Source organism: Paenibacillus camerounensis, from assembly GCF_000723885.1.
GTDB lineage: Bacteria > Bacillota > Bacilli > Paenibacillales > Paenibacillaceae > Paenibacillus_AQ > Paenibacillus_AQ camerounensis.
This window is the reverse complement of the sequence record NZ_CCDG010000019.1, coordinates 64,377-78,953: the sequence shown is the minus strand read 5'-3', so window position 1 is coordinate 78,953 and position 14,577 is coordinate 64,377. Positions and strand designations below refer to the sequence as shown.

Here is a 14,577-nt window from a genome sequence, read left to right as displayed (position 1 = left end):
AGATTCGAGCTTTTTATCTGCTGACCTGGCGGCCTTCCGGTCTACGTATCCCTGGTCATTGTCATTCTAAACTTTGTATGCTAGTATCCTTGTGAAATTCAGCGTTTTGAACAATCAGAACAGGAGTGTTGCAGCATGCGCTTATTCTTGTTAATCGGACAATCCAATATGGCAGGCAGAGGACCACTGGAAGGGCCTGATACCAACGCAGAGCCTGAGAGGAATATCTATAAGCTGGACGATAACGGGGTGTGGCTGAAAGCAAAAGAGCCCGTTCATAATGATAAGCCTGCACTGGTGGGTGTAGGACCGGGATTGACTTTCGCCCGGATTGTGCTGGGTACATTGAACGGAGAAACGGCAGGGCTGATTCCCTGTGCAGTAGGCGGAACGAAGATTGAACGCTGGGTACCCGGAGGGGATCTGTATGAGCGGGCTGTTACACGGGCACGTCTGGCTATGGAGAGCGGTCAGCTCAGCGGCATTTTGTGGGCTCAGGGGGAGAGCGATTCCGAGCTGGAGACAGACGCCTCAGCTTATAAAGACCATTTATTCAAGCTGATCACCAGCCTGCGGGAGGAGCTGAATGCAGGGGACGTTCCTTTTATCTCAGCAAAATTGGGCGGATTCATCCTGCCGGAAGAATACCCTTATACAGATCAGATTAACCGGGCGCTGGAGTCAGCAGCGGCGGTTTATGACAGGTTCTTTCTGGCGGATTCGGCTGGGCTCACCCATAAAGGCGACTATCTGCATTACGACGCTGCTTCGGCAAAAGAGCTCGGCCGGCGCATGGCTGAGGGCTGGCTGACTTTCCAGTAAAATAAGACTGCTCTGCCCGAAGGCTTGAAAAGCAAACAACCCGCGCTAAGCGCGGGTTGGCGTATGCTGCAGCCGAATGACTACCGCCGTTCCCGGAGGCGGAGCTGCTGCAGTGCGGAACGTGAGCCCCGGCTGTATCTTAGCCAACCAGTGGCGGACTACGCCGCCGTGGGTGACGATAAGGACGCGCAGCTTATGCGGTTCATGACCGTGAGGGGCGGCCTCCTTACTGCCTTGCTGTCCGCTTCCCATATGGGGTTCAGGGCGGTGTACGCCTGATGGTTCTGATTCTTCCGCTTCCTTAAGCAGCGTTGCCAGGAACTGCTCCAGCCGGGCCGCAAAAGCTGCCCAGGCTTCTCCCCCAGGCGGCGTAACCGCCGCCGGATCATCAATCCAGCTTCTGTATAGCGGATTATCGCAGAGCTGTTCATATGTGCAGCCCTCCCACTCCCCGAAGGAGGTCTCCCGCAGCCTTGAATCGTATATAGCCCGGGCTGCCAGTGATGGCACCACTGCCTCCAAAGTCTCTCTGCAGCGCAGCAGATCGCTGCAGTATATCCGCCAGAACTCCCCGGTAAGCTCCGGCAGCGCTTTGTACGCAGCCAGCTTCTCCCGTTCTTCGGGCAGCAGCGGCAGATCACTGCTCCCCAGATAACGGCGCTCCTTATTCCACTGCGTGTGCCCATGGCGCAGTAGTACCAGCTCTATTAGACGCGTTCCGTGTGATGCTCCCCGTGCCAGACCATTCATAATGTCCTGCTCACCCTCCGTTCCATAAGAAGGCTGCTGCTGCACAAAGGAGTACAAAAAGAGTAGAAGAAAGCAGCATCAGCCGGGAAGTAACAATAATATCATCCGGTTCCAGACTGCGGACTGGTTCACCCATATAGGCGCGGAACGAGGCCACACCGTGGTAGACATTCACTCCGCCGAGACGGATGCCCAGCGCTCCGGCTACTGCTGATTCAGGATAGCCGCTGTTGGGGCTCGGATGAAGGCGGGCATCACGCTGCACGGTCTGCCAGCTTCTGCGCCAGTCCAGCCGGAGCAGCCTTGCGCAGAGGGTTAACAGCAGCGCTGTTATACGCGCCGGTATGTAATTAGCAACGTCATCCAACCGGGCAGAGGCCCAGCCAAGATTAATATATTTGTCGTTTTTATAGCCGACCATCGAATCCAGTGTGTTCACGGCGCGATAGGCCATAGCAAGCGGTGCGCCGCCAAGCAGCGCGTAGAATAACGGAGAAATGATCGCATCCACAATATTCTCGGCAACCGTCTCTACCGTACCCCGTACAATCTCCGGACTATCCAGTTGAGCCGTGTCGCGCCCGACGATCATGCCAAGCGCCTGTCTGGCTGCCGGAAGGTCACCTTTCCGCAGCTCTGCATAGACCGCCATCCCGGCATCCTTAAGTCCCTTGGAGGCAATGGTTGTAGAGATCAGCCAGGCTTCAGCCGCTAATGCCAGCCATAGCGAGATCTGTGACAGGAGCCAGAGTAATACGGCTGTTACCAGCCAGCTGCCGCCTGCTACCAGCAGGGGCAGCAGGACACCGGCCTGCTTCAGGCTGCGCGGCTGGCGGAAGCAGCGGCGGATTGCCCGCTCAAGTAGGGTGATTGCTTTTCCCATGAGTATAACGGGATGAGGCAGGCTCCTCGGATCGCCAATAAGACGATCAAGCACATAGGCGGCAAGCAACAGGATTGCGGCCGTCATGAACAGGTTCTCCATGGCCGGCCCGGCGCAATGCTTAATTGCCGAGACTGCCCTATCCGGCGCAGCGCATGCTCCGCTTGGCGAGCTCTCCACATCCGGCTCATGCCGGTGTATGTTGGCTTGGCATTCCCTAATCGGTAATGTGCGGCAACTGTATTCACAGCACGCCATATCGGGTTCAACGGGGTGTGCATTTGCCGGTTATTAAAGATCCGGCGCAGATGAATGCTCATTCGCCGTTCATCCTTGCCTGCTCCTGCTCAGCTTGTACCGAGCGGAGGCTGCCTGTTAGCGCTGCATACACCAGCCTGCCAATCGCTCCCCCAAGATCAGTCGCTGTACCGGCGTACACATGCTCCGCCCCATAGCCGCGGCTCCCGCTGACTGCCAGCACAATTGCATCCGTAGTCGTACCTGTAGCTGTCAGCCCGTTCTCGGAATCGGTGATCCCAAGGTCGGACAGGGCTGCGGCCTTGGCTTCGGTTGCCGTAATCACGGCGTTCACCATCGCTGACGGAGTAAGCAGACCGTCTATGCCGAGCATAATATTGATCGTACCCGGACGGTAGGCCTTCAGCACATTCCGTTCCACCCCGGCGCGTGCCGCATTGCCCGCAGCCGCAGTCACGCAGCAAAAGATTCCTGCCGATCCTGTATTCTCCTCAGCAACAGCTGCATGCTCCAGCGGCACTGCCGTCATTAGACCCGCGCAGCCTTCCAGCGGGTAACCCCATTCTGTCAGCTTGTTCTCCATATCACGTACAGGATTACTGCACTCATAGTCGCGGCTGACATACTGGTTCACAGCCCGCTTCAGCCGGCTCATTCCTCCGCCGTATACTGCACTGGAAATACTGTCCGCCTCTGCCGGAAATTCCAGCAGCAGATGCTCCTCTTTCCACTCCAGCACCAGTCCCGGCCAGATGCTGGAGTAGAACGACCGCTCCCCGCCAGCAAGCTTAAAGGGAATCTTTACTTCTGCCATATCAATTCACGCCCTTTACTTTTCATATACTTTCACTTTACTTTTACTCCACTGATTCTATGCTGCTTCCAACTCAATCACTCCGCCCACCATATCGGCTGTGCCACTTCCGCTACACTAACACAGATATTTAGTTGGATTTTCTCCATTTAATACCTTCATTTCTCCGGATTTTTGAGGATTATTTGAAAAATACTCACTTATTTTCGTCTGGTCACCTCCTAACAGGCAAAAACAGCAGAATTAAGTGACCTTTTTCCACCTAACTCCCTCTTATCTGTAGCGGTCCCCAAAATAGATGGCGTTTTTCCACCTAATCCGATTCAGAAATACTCAGCTGAGCATCCTTCACCTGCAATATTTACCTGCCTTCTAACGAAATGCCCACCGTAACCGCTCCATTAGCCTGGACGCCTGTATTTCTGCAAAACAGCAGTAGTCACTGGCATTGGTAAGCAACTATATCATTCGCAGGATTGATTAGCTTGCTCCCATATCTTTTAGTATTCAGCAGCGTTTAGTAGAATAGAGCAGCATAGAGCAGTATTCAGTAGAACTCATCAGCACTTGCCATTTTTCTCACAGTCTGTATACACATTCAGTAGCATTTAGCAGCTGCATTCGCATTCAGCGGCATTTATCGCATTCATCAGCATTCATCAGCATTCATCAGCATTCAGTAGCATACAACAGCACTAATTAGCCTTCGCGGCAGCCGGCCGCTACAGGCTCACCTCCCTGACAGAGCCGCCTCCAGCTCCTGCAGCAGCCGGGCATTGTCCTCATGCCCCTTGACGGCCACGCGGATATGCCCGGCGGCGAGGCCGGGATACATCGCGCAGCTGCGCACGAGGATGCCCCGGCGGCCAAGCTGCTCCTGCATGGCCGCAGCTGTCCACCCTTCCGGCAGCTGCGCCAGCAGGAAGTTCGCTTCGCCCGGCGGCACGCTGCAGCCCAGCCGCCGCAAGCCCGCCCGCAGCAGCTCCCGCTCTGCTGCGATCAGCGCACGCGTGCGCGCCGCATACCCGCGCCCGCTGCGCAGGCAGGCTTCTCCGGCCAGCTGCGCCAGGCCGTTCACGCTCCAGGTCACCTGCTTGCCGCTCATCCCCGCGGCAAGCTCCGGGGCTGCTATGGTGAAGCCCAGCCGCAGCCCCGGAATGGCAAAAAACTTCGTCATCGAGCGGATCAGCACCGTATGACGGAACCCGGCCAGCTCCGGCAGCAGCGATTGCCGCCGCTCCTCCGGGATGAAGTCGATGAACGCTTCATCCACGGCAAGCAAGGTCCCGCAGGCCTCTGCCTTGCGGGCCAGGAGCCGCAGGTCGTCCAGCGCATACTGGACGCCGTTGGGGTTGTTCGGCTGGCCGAGGAACAGCAGATCGACCTGCTCCAGCAGTCCGGCGATATCTTCCGCATCCGCCCGGTATGCCTGCTCCGCCGTCCCCTGTACAGAGAGCACCTCCGCGCCGAACTGCTCGGCCAGCTGGCGGTACTCGGAGAAGCAGGGCTCGACGATCCCCACCCGGCGCGGGGCTGCAGCCAGCAGCAGCAGCGCCATGGACTCCGCAGCCCCGTTGCCCACAGTAATCCATTCCGTGCTGACGCCCAGTTCGGCGGCCAGCAGCGCTTTTAACCGGCGGTGCCCCGGATCAGGATAGGCCGTGACGGCAGCTTCAGCATCCCGCAGCAGCTCCAGCACGGCAGGCGGCGGACCGAGCGGGTTAATATTGGCGCTGAAATCAACAAAAGCGCTATCCCTGTCCCCGCTGCCTCCCCCATATAGCTCCGCTGCCGTCAGCAGATCCCCGCCGTGGCCATATTTTTCAAGCATCGTTACACTCCCTCTGCCAGTCTCGTATTGAGTTACCCATAGCCCCAATTATTGCCTTTCCCGCAGAAGCGCGTCAATGATGGATGTGGGACTCTTTTGCCAATGTAACCGGTCTGCCTTAATCCGGACCTGCTCTGAGTCCCCTGCACCTGCTCCAAATTGTTCCAACTTTCATATATCAGCTGAAATACACTTTCTATTTTGTGAAATCCGGGCTTTTAGTTTAGAATAAATGCAGAAGTTAACCATGTACAGGCGGAGGAATATACTATGCTCTTTATTGATAACACCGGCATTACAGACGCTTCGATCAACCTGGCCATTGAGGAGTTCGCGCTCAAAAACCTCCCGATGGACGACAGCTATCTGCTCTTTTATATCAACAGCCCGTCCATCATCATCGGCAAGCACCAGAATACAATCGAAGAGATCAATCAGGAATATGTAAAAGAAAACAACATCCAGGTCGTGCGCCGGCTCTCCGGAGGCGGAGCGGTGTACCATGACCTTGGCAACCTGAATTTCAGCTTCATCACCAGGGATGACGGCGAATCGTTCCACAACTTCCTCAAATTCACCCAGCCGGTCATCGACTATCTGCAGTCCATGGGAGTCAATGCTGAGCTGAGCGGACGCAACGACCTGCAGGTCGGCGAGCGCAAAATCTCCGGCAACGCCCAGTTCTCCACCCGCGGACGGATGTTCAGCCATGGTACCCTGATGTTCGATCTGAATCTCGATGATGTACAAGCTTCCCTGAACGTGAACCCGGAGAAGTTCAAATCCAAGAGCACCAAGTCCGTGCGCAGCCGGGTTGCTAACATCAAAGACCTGCTCGGCAATACAGAAATGACCATTGAGGAGTTCCGTGAGGGGCTGCTGCGCTCGATCTTTGGCATGGAGGCTTCCGAGGTTCCGCAGTACAAGTTGACAATGGATGACTGGGTCCGCATCAATGAAATCTCCAAGGAGCATTACCAGAACTGGGACTGGAACTACGGCCTGTCGCCGAAGAGCAATGTGAAGCACACCCGCAAATTCCCGGCCGGTCTCGTCGATATCCGTATGGATATTGAGGATTCCCTCATTAAAGATATCAAGATTTACGGCGATTTCTTCGGCGTCGGTGACGTAGCGGATGTCGAAAATGCGCTGCGCGGCAAGCGTTACGAGGATGCTGAGGTCAGAGAGGCGCTGTCCGGGCTTGATCTGAAGCATTATTTTGGACGGATTGAGCCGGAGGACTTTATCGGACTTGTATTCCTGGAGGAATAGCCGATCGGGCCTATCTTTTATTCGCTGATACAATAAAACCAGCCAATTCCGGGCATCCGGGGTCGGCTGGTTTTTTAATACAATCCGCCTATTCCTTGGCTAGTCTGCGTTTCCGGTACAGCAGGAGTCCTGCCGCAAAATAAACCATAGTAAGCAGTGTGATCATAATAAGCCCCCATCCCACTTCCGCCAGACCCGCACCATCATTCAGAATTTGATTAAAGGCACTGGCAGTATGCGTAAGCGGCAGCAGATCTGTTATGCTAAAAGCGCGCCCGTGTACAGTAATGAGATTCAGCTCCGGAAGGGGAAACATGCTGCCCGAAAAAAACATCAGTATAAAAAACGGAAAGCAGCCAACCGTCAGCACATCAAATACCGTGTTCAAAAAGCTGGCCACAATCAGGCTCACTGCAACCATAGCGATACTCGACAGTACTCCAACAGCCAGAATAACGCCAAAATGCCCTTCCGGTTCATAACCTAATCCAAGGGCCGTCCAGTATGACAGAACAACCGCACCGGAGGCAACTGCCGCCTGGGTAATACAGATTCCGCCCAGAAAATTAAAAGCGCCAAGCCGGCTGAGCTTAAGCCTTAGCAGTGTTTTATTGTCATTTTCTTTCACAATGGAGGCCGAGGCTGTGAACAGAACCATTAGTACAGCAAGAGAGATCAGCCCCGGGACGTAGCTTTCAAATTCGTTTAGGGGCTGCTTTTTCTCAACAAAGGTTTCCTGTATAACAGCCGGAAGCGTGATCTCTGCTGCGCTCATTCCCTGCCTGTTCACCTGCTCGGCCGCCCAGACTGCTGCCACAGGATACCTCACATTCCCCATACTCCCGTAAAAGCTTACCTGCGCCGCGCTGATATTGTCCCCTTTGGCTGCGGACGCGAGTGCCGCTGAATAGTCCTCGGGAATGACCAGGCCGATATCGATCTCCTTTTGCTTCACCTTAGCCTGCAGCTCATCTCGATTGGGAAAGCCTCTTATATTAAATACCGGAGACCCGCCCGCCTGCCCCTCCATCTGCTCCAGACTGCTGATAAGCTGAGCCGACGCACGCCCCGCATCCAGATTCAGAACGCCCAGCTTATAGGTAACCGCCTCTCCTCCGTAAAAAAAGGACATCAGCAGCAGAAAAAACGGCGAGAACAGCAACACCATAGCGAGCATTTTCCAGTCTCTGATACTCTCCCTGACGGACTTGTTAACTGCTGCTATAAGCTTCATTCCCGCAGCTCCCTTCCGGTCAGTGCAATGAATGCATCCTCAAGCGTCCGTTTGCGGATCGTCATATCCAGAGTCTGAATATGGTGAGCCCTTAGCCGCTTCTGCACCTGTCCAATCCACTCAAGTACGTTACCTCCGCCAAGCAGAAACAGCCCATCAGTGTAGGTTCTTTCTGTGCATTCCGGCGGCATCGTCTGCAGAACCTTCTCAGCCTGCTCCCTGCTGATTCCGGTCACCCTGAGCTGCACAATCTCTCCCGTACCCGCCTTGGCCTTAAGCCTGGCAGGGGTGTCCAGCAGCAGTATTTTTCCGTGATCCATAATGGCTACCCTGTCCGACAGTCTGTCAGCTTCGTCCATGTCATATGTAGTAAGGATTACCGTCTTATCCCGGGCCAGTCCTCTGATGAAGTCACGCACCAGAATTCTGCTCTGCGGGCCCAGTCCCGCCTGCGGCTCATCCAGAATGATCAGCTGCGGATCGTGGACAAGCGCCAGCGCGATATTCAGTCTCCGCTGCATCCCTCCAGAGAGTGTCCGGGCCAGCTTATTTCTTTTGTCCCAGAGGCCCAGTGCATGCAGCAGATGGTCTGCCCGGTTGCCCGCTGCCCTGGAAGAGAGTCCGTAAGCGATACCTGCGAAACGCAGCTGCTCCTGGCAGGTCAGCAGCTCCCAGATGACAATCTCCTGCGGACATAATCCGATCATCGGCTTAATCCGGTCATAGCTGCCGGAGGTCATTGGCATGCCATTGATATGAATCCAGCCTGAGTCCGCTTTTAGCAGCCCGCACAGCATCCTAATCGTGGTCGTTTTACCGGCTCCGTTGGGCCCCAGCAGGCCGAATACTTCCCCTTTGTGCACTGTGAAGCTTATGTTGTCTACGGCAGACACCGTCCCGTACTGCTTGCTCAGACCCGTCTCCGCCAGAACCGCCTCATTCTCCATGCAGCACCTCTTATTCCATTTATTTCAAAATAGTGATACAACCAATGTATCAGAGCTTTTGCGCAGAGGCAGTGAGCTACCGCTCATTGTCCGGATGAACCGCTTCTTCACCAACCTAGCCTGTCTAAACGACAAAAAAGGCTCCCGCTTCACACAGCGGAGAACCTTTTTAGGCCTTGCCTTACCGGGTCTTTCCCATCAAACGGGAGTTATCACGAATACATACGCGACGAGCAGCAGCGTAAGTACAATACACACCTTCTCAACCTTACTGCCCTTTTTCGTCCCGGTGCTCATTAGCTTCAGGCGCAGCTTGAAGGGCAGCGGCGGCAGCGGGGTAATCCCCCGCTGGGTCAGCGAGTCGGCCAGCAGATGCAGCGCATACGACAGGCCGCCGGCAATCCACAGGCTGCCGCCGTCATTCATGCCGAGAGAGACAAAATAGAGCAGCGCGCCCCAGCCTGCAACCGCATATAACGTATGCGTGATCCCCCGGTGCGGTACAACGGAAGCTACAACAAGGATGCAGGCCGCGATATAGTTCCAAGGATCATAATCGTCAGCGAATGCAAACAGCGCGAGGGCGATCAGCAGCATAACCAGCTGCCGCAGCCTTCTGCCCGGAAGGAACGATACACTGCCCACGAGCAGTGCCAGCACGATATGCCATGGCGGTTCAGCGATGCCGGCAAAATAAAGATAAATCGCCGCGCCGATCAACGCCACCTGCAGCAGCCTCAACGCCGATTCCGGTACAGCACTGCGTACCAGCAGCGAGTTCGGCTCATCAATATCGGGCAGCAGGGAGCTGACCGCCGCCACAGCAGCCGCCGGAACTGTGATCTCATAGCCGAGCAGATTCATCACAGAGAGCGTAATCCCGGTGCTGATAATAAAATGGGATTTGCCCATCATCTTTGAAACCGCCCCTTTCTAAGCTGTCAAAAAAATAAGAACAAATGTGCGGTTACCAAAGTATACTAAGAGAGCGTTTTTTTGTCTAGCCTGCGGCTGTAATATTCACTTCAAAACCCTTTAGCCGCCGGGCTTCCTTTTAGTTTTGGCTTGTCCTCCCCTGTGTTTTAGGATACAATTTGGACAACTTAATACGTTTTCTGTATTTCATGAAAGGATGACGACTTGGAGCCGCCCGCGAATCGCTGCAGCTTGCTGTTGTCGGGCTGCTCAGGGAGCCCGATGTGCTCTGGGCGCTGCTGATCTCCATCGGGCCGACCAGCGCATTTGCGTTCTGGATTCAGACCGCCTGCCAGAAATACACCACACCGTCCCGGGTGGCCATTATCTACGCGATGGAGCCGGTGTTCGCCGCTTTTACCGGACTTGTCTTTGGCGGTGAGAAGCCCGGGCTTTCCGCCGGGCTTGGCTGCCTGCTCATCCTTGCAGCGATGCTTACTGCCGAGCAGTCCTGCGCCTGACAAGGACGGACGCTCAGAAGAGGATGCCGTTCCTTTAGCTTCATCAGACGGATCATTTCATTTATACTAGAACAATAACTTTTAGGAGAGAACCCGAATGTACAAACTGATTGCTATCGACATCGATGACACACTGATTAATGATGACAAGGAAGTAACCCCTGCTACACAGACCGCGCTCGAACAGGCTGTTGCTGCAGGCGTTGTAGTTACACTGGCAACCGGCCGCGCTTATGCTTCTGCCCAGGCTATTGCCCGCCAGACCGGCCTTAATGTGCCGATTATTACTTATCAGGGCGCTTTGGTTAAGAACCTGATGGACGAAAAAGTGCTCTACGAGCGTTATGTACCGCAGGACGCAGTGCGCAAGCTTTTCCAGTATTGTGTGGAGCATGATCTGCACCTGCAGACTTATATCGACGACAAGCTGTATGCACGCGAGGAGAACCAGAAGCTGATTGAATATTCCCAGCTGAACCGCACCCAATACTTCATTGAACCAGACTGGGAGAACAAGCTTGTTCCGCAGAAGACCCCAAAAATGCTGATCATCGACGACCCGGCCTACCTGGACGAGCTGTCCCCGGTCCTGCGTGAGCTGCTGGGCGATTCTGTTCACATTACCAAATCCAAGCCGCACTTCCTCGAAATCATGCACAGTGAAGGCACCAAGGGCATCGCGCTTGAATTCCTGGCAGGCCACTTTGGCTGCGAGCTGTCCGAAACGATTGCTGTCGGCGATTCCTGGAATGACCATGAGATGCTGGAGGCAGCCGGTCTTGGTGTGGCTATGGCCAATGCCATTCCTGCGCTCAAGGAAATTGCCGATTTCGTCACCCTCAGCAACAATGAAGACGGCGTGAAGTATGCGATCGACAAGTTTATTTTGAAGACAGTAGAATAGTTTATATATGTACAGCAAAAGGGTGCGCTGCCGCCGGTTTTCCAATCAACCGGCGCAGCGCACCCTTCTTTTGTTATGTCATACTCTCATAAGGCCGATCCGGGTACACGCAAATCCCACGCCGTCTCGGGCGTCCGCTTCAGCCTAAAATTCCGCTCCGCGCACCTTCGCATACACTTTGCTGTCATGCAGCTCTCCGTCAAAGCCGCGGATGCTGAGCCGCAGAATTCCATCCAGCTTATAACCGGCACGCTCTGCTACGTCAGCGCTTTTGGCATTGCGTCCGCTGCAGCGGATTTCAATCCGGTTAGCTTCAAGCTCGTGGATGGCGAAATCCGTGATTGCATTTACGGCCTCTGTCATATACCCTTTTCCGGAGCAGGAGGTTCTGATCCAGTATCCCATTTCGAAAGAACGGATATCCCAGTTGATATGGTGAAGCCCGCTGCAGCCCACGAACGTTCCGTCAGTCTTGTTATAGATGCCCATGTGCATGTTAGTGCGCTTCAAGTAATTGATCCGCGCTTCCCGTACGAAAATTTCACTTTCCTCAGGCGGCTGCGGCTTTTGGGCGAAAATCATCCAAGGCTGCAGCTCCTTCAGACTCTCCATGATAGCCGCGTTCATCTCCGCCCCGTCGCCCCATTGTGCTGCCCGGATCAGCAGGCGCTCCGACTCTATACTTTCAGGAATATCAAGCAGAATTGGAATTACCGGTTCAGACATATTGTTAGCCTCCTATTTGTCTATTCAAATCTCCTTTCCGGCATTATATTTGGAAAACCTTTTTCTGGAAGTGATAAATCTTATGTGCCGGAATCAAAGGCACTTCTGCCTTTCATTTGGCCCATTCGGCCATCCGCGGCGGAATCAAGGGCATTTATGCCCTTCATTTCCCTCATTTAGCCGTTTGCGCCGGAATTAAGGGCATTTGTGCCCTTCATTTAGCTCAATCCGCCATCCTTGGCGGAATCAAGGGCATTTATGCCCTTCATTTCCCTCATTTAGCCGTCTGCGCCGGAATCAAGAGCATTTCTGCCCTTCATTTCGCTCAATCCGCCGTTAGCGCCGGAATCAAGGGTATTTGTGCCCTTCATTTCCCTCATTTAGCCGTCTGCGGCGGAATCAAGGGCATTTCTGCCCTTCATTTCGCTCAATCCGCCGTTTGCGCCGGAATCAAGGGCATTTGTGCCCTTCATTTCGCTCATTCCGCCGTCTGCGCCGGAATCAAGAGCATTTGTGCCCTTCATTTCGCTCATTCCGCCATCCTTGGCGGAATCAAAAGCATTTGTGCCCTTCATTTCGCCTATTCCGCGATCTGCACCGGAATCAAGGGCATTTCCTCCATCTCCTAACCGTTCAGCCCGACTCTACACCCGCTCCAGCGCAAGCCTCATCCCAGTGACCGCCAAAATAACACCCTCCGGCAAAATGTAATCCTTGCGGATGTCCACATCATGCGACATATGCGTATAGACTGTCCGCGCCGGCTGAACCGCCTTCAGCAGCTCTGCCGCTTCCGTCATATCATACACGGAGCGGGTGGACAGCTCAGCCGCTTCATAATAGAAGCTGGTCCCCAGCACCAGCAGGTCGGCTCCGTGCATAGGAGCGTACTCCTCCGGTCCGAGTGAGATGGAATCGGAGCAATACACCCATGTATACTCAGCCTTCTCCAGCTTGTACGCGTAAGAGTAGCCGTTCTTACCGTGGTTCACCCGCCAGGTGCTGATCTGCCAGCCGTCCAGCTCAATCCCCTCGTCGCAGGGAATCATATCAATATGACCGCCCAGCCACGGGTACTGCCGCTGAATAATCGGGATTACCTCGGCCGGAGCATACAGCTCTCCTTTGTAGCCCATCCAGCGGCAGGCGTCCGCCCATTCCGGCAGCCCGCCGATATGGTCAAAATGGGCATGGGTAATCAACAGCCTGCGCATGCTGCGCAGCCCCTGCAGCTCCATCTGCCGCCGCCAGTCCGGGCCGCAGTCAATTGCAAAGAAATCACTGCCGTTATCTATAAGCACGGATGAGCGCAGCCGGGCATTTAACCTGCCTGTTCTCGCCTCCATGCAGGTCTCACAGCTGCAGTACACCCGGGGCACGCCCATTGCGTCACCTGTCCCCAAAAACACCAACGTATCCATCTGCACTCGCTCCTTCAGTTCCAACAGCTAAGATTAGTAACCCTCATTATAGTACATATCACACTACATATCACAGTTCATCTCATCCCGCTTCCCGGGCATTCCCCATTCCCGCATCAAAAAAAGCCGCCCTCCAGCTCTGGAGGAACGGCTACGCTTACCTTCATTCTTGCTCCCTGAGCGGCAGTCCAGCCGCTAAATCCCCGCCAGCACCTGATACCAGATTCCGCGCTTGGAATACAGCGTCTCCCTGACCTCTGTCCAGCCTCCGAGATAATCGATCCCGAACAGCCCGGCGGGAATCGGGTAACGGCTCTCGTTGGCTGCATAGACCTGCTCGTTCACCGGACGGAAGCCGTACTCGGCAAAGACCTCCTGCGCAGCAGGTGTCGACAGATAATTGACCAGCGCCTCGGCGGCTTCACGAGTTCCCCGCTCATCCACGTATTTGTCCACAACGGCAGCCGGATTTTCAATCAGAATCGTATCCTTAGGGATGATTACTTCATACTTCACGCCTTTGGCGATCCGCGCCAGCAGCTCATTCTCATACGTAACGATAACATCTCCTACGCCGTATTCAAAGGCCGCCATTGAGGCCCGCCCGCTTTTATCCAGAGATTCCACATTAGCGTGTACCTGCTCCAGAAAAGCTTTTGCAGCCGCAGGGTCCTTCACTCCGGTCTGCTCCTCAGACATCTTCAGTCCGGCCCCGTAGATGGCGTTAATATCCCACTGTGCTCCGCCGGAGGTCTTAGGGTTAGGATACAGCACCTTCACGCCCGGCTTAGCCAGATCCGAGAAGTCCTTAATCCCTTTCGGATTGCCTTCACGGGTCCCCAGTGCCACCACTGATCGGGTGATCATCCCGTCTGCTCCATGCTCCTTCCAGGTATCCGCAACCAGCCCGGCTTTGACCAGCTTCCCGATATCCCCTTCCAGCGCCAGCAGGGTCACATCCGCTTCAAATCCGCCGGCTATCGCTCTCGCCTGCGTACCCGAGGCTTCGTAAGATTCCTGAAAGACGATGGATTGCCCGGTTTTGGCTTTCCAGTCTGCAGCAAAAAGGGGCAAAATGTCACCCATTGCATCTTTGACCACGCTATAGGCTCCGATTACAAGAGTCAGATCCCCCTGCTGCGGAGCCGCTGCACCATCCACCGTTTCCTTACTGTCTCCGCAGCCGGCCAGAGCCAGTGCGAGCAATGCCAGCATTAGGGCTGCCAGCCATCCGTGCAGTTGTCTGCTCCTTTTGTGAACCCTCATACCGGCACAC

15 protein-coding genes are annotated in these 14,577 nt (G+C 54.9%); 4 read left to right on the top strand and 11 right to left on the bottom strand.

Annotated elements, in window-relative coordinates; translation table 11 throughout:
* Nucleotides 1-135 precede the first annotated feature (135 nt).
* A complete protein-coding gene (locus BN3772_RS07700) occupies nucleotides 136-822 on the top strand; it encodes a sialate O-acetylesterase (RefSeq protein WP_052380415.1) in 687 nt (228 codons plus the stop codon).
* Between the two features lie 45 nt (nucleotides 823-867).
* Here the strand turns inward: BN3772_RS07700 and BN3772_RS07695 are convergent, their stop codons facing one another.
* From BN3772_RS07695 to cobD, 4 genes are all read right to left on the bottom strand, one after another.
* Nucleotides 868-1,572, bottom strand: coding sequence for a histidine phosphatase family protein (locus BN3772_RS07695; protein ID WP_052380414.1), 705 nt, complete (start codon nucleotides 1,570-1,572; stop codon nucleotides 868-870).
* 10 nt (nucleotides 1,573-1,582) lie between these two features.
* Nucleotides 1,583-2,542, bottom strand: coding sequence for an adenosylcobinamide-phosphate synthase CbiB (gene cbiB, locus BN3772_RS07690; protein WP_042198386.1), 960 nt, complete (start codon nucleotides 2,540-2,542; stop codon nucleotides 1,583-1,585).
* A gap of 229 nt (nucleotides 2,543-2,771) precedes the next feature.
* Nucleotides 2,772-3,527, bottom strand: coding sequence for an adenosylcobinamide amidohydrolase (locus tag BN3772_RS07685; protein WP_042198384.1), 756 nt, complete (start codon nucleotides 3,525-3,527; stop codon nucleotides 2,772-2,774).
* Nucleotides 3,528-4,257: 730 nt separating this feature from the next.
* Nucleotides 4,258-5,358 (bottom strand): threonine-phosphate decarboxylase CobD, encoded by a 1,101-nt coding sequence (cobD, locus tag BN3772_RS07680; protein WP_042198382.1) that lies wholly within the window; start codon nucleotides 5,356-5,358, stop codon nucleotides 4,258-4,260.
* Between the two features lie 270 nt (nucleotides 5,359-5,628).
* Here cobD and lplA point away from each other — a divergent pair, with 270 nt between their 5' ends.
* On the top strand, nucleotides 5,629-6,633 hold the full coding sequence (gene lplA, locus BN3772_RS07675; protein ID WP_042198380.1) for a lipoate--protein ligase: 1,005 nt from the start codon (nucleotides 5,629-5,631) through the stop codon (nucleotides 6,631-6,633).
* 88 nt (nucleotides 6,634-6,721) lie between these two features.
* On the opposite strand, the gene BN3772_RS07670 is transcribed toward lplA, so the two are convergent.
* The 3 genes from BN3772_RS07670 to BN3772_RS07660 form a co-directional block, all read right to left on the bottom strand.
* Nucleotides 6,722-7,867 (bottom strand): ABC transporter permease, encoded by a 1,146-nt coding sequence (locus BN3772_RS07670; protein WP_042198378.1) that lies wholly within the window; start codon nucleotides 7,865-7,867, stop codon nucleotides 6,722-6,724.
* Complete coding sequence (locus BN3772_RS07665) at nucleotides 7,864-8,814, bottom strand: ABC transporter ATP-binding protein (protein ID WP_042198376.1); 951 nt, start codon at nucleotides 8,812-8,814, stop codon at nucleotides 7,864-7,866. The genes BN3772_RS07670 and BN3772_RS07665 overlap by 4 nt, the downstream gene beginning before the upstream one ends.
* Nucleotides 8,815-9,012: 198 nt before the next feature.
* On the bottom strand, nucleotides 9,013-9,729 hold the full coding sequence (locus BN3772_RS07660) for a metal-dependent hydrolase (protein ID WP_042198373.1): 717 nt from the start codon (nucleotides 9,727-9,729) through the stop codon (nucleotides 9,013-9,015).
* Nucleotides 9,730-10,013: 284 nt separating this feature from the next.
* Here BN3772_RS07660 and BN3772_RS07655 point away from each other — a divergent pair, with 284 nt between their 5' ends.
* The gene (locus BN3772_RS07655; RefSeq protein ID WP_042198371.1) at nucleotides 10,014-10,250 is read left to right on the top strand and encodes an EamA family transporter; all 237 of its coding nucleotides are present in this window, start codon (nucleotides 10,014-10,016) and stop codon (nucleotides 10,248-10,250) included.
* A 97-nt stretch (nucleotides 10,251-10,347) separates the two neighbouring features.
* Nucleotides 10,348-11,154: a Cof-type HAD-IIB family hydrolase gene (locus BN3772_RS07650; protein ID WP_042198369.1), complete on the top strand. Its 807-nt coding sequence runs from the start codon at nucleotides 10,348-10,350 to the stop codon at nucleotides 11,152-11,154.
* A 144-nt stretch (nucleotides 11,155-11,298) separates the two neighbouring features.
* On the opposite strand, the gene BN3772_RS07645 is transcribed toward BN3772_RS07650, so the two are convergent.
* From BN3772_RS07645 to BN3772_RS07630, 4 genes are all read right to left on the bottom strand, one after another.
* Nucleotides 11,299-11,880 (bottom strand): GNAT family N-acetyltransferase, encoded by a 582-nt coding sequence (locus BN3772_RS07645; protein WP_042198367.1) that lies wholly within the window; start codon nucleotides 11,878-11,880, stop codon nucleotides 11,299-11,301.
* 380 nt (nucleotides 11,881-12,260) lie between these two features.
* Entirely contained in the window at nucleotides 12,261-12,455 is a 195-nt protein-coding gene (locus tag BN3772_RS07640; RefSeq protein WP_042198365.1) for a hypothetical protein, read from the bottom strand.
* A 69-nt stretch (nucleotides 12,456-12,524) separates the two neighbouring features.
* Nucleotides 12,525-13,301, bottom strand: a complete 777-nt coding sequence (locus BN3772_RS07635; protein ID WP_042198363.1) for an MBL fold metallo-hydrolase — start codon at nucleotides 13,299-13,301, stop codon at nucleotides 12,525-12,527.
* A gap of 195 nt (nucleotides 13,302-13,496) precedes the next feature.
* Nucleotides 13,497-14,567, bottom strand: a complete 1,071-nt coding sequence (locus BN3772_RS07630; protein WP_042198360.1) for a sulfate ABC transporter substrate-binding protein — start codon at nucleotides 14,565-14,567, stop codon at nucleotides 13,497-13,499.
* Nucleotides 14,568-14,577 lie beyond the last annotated feature (10 nt).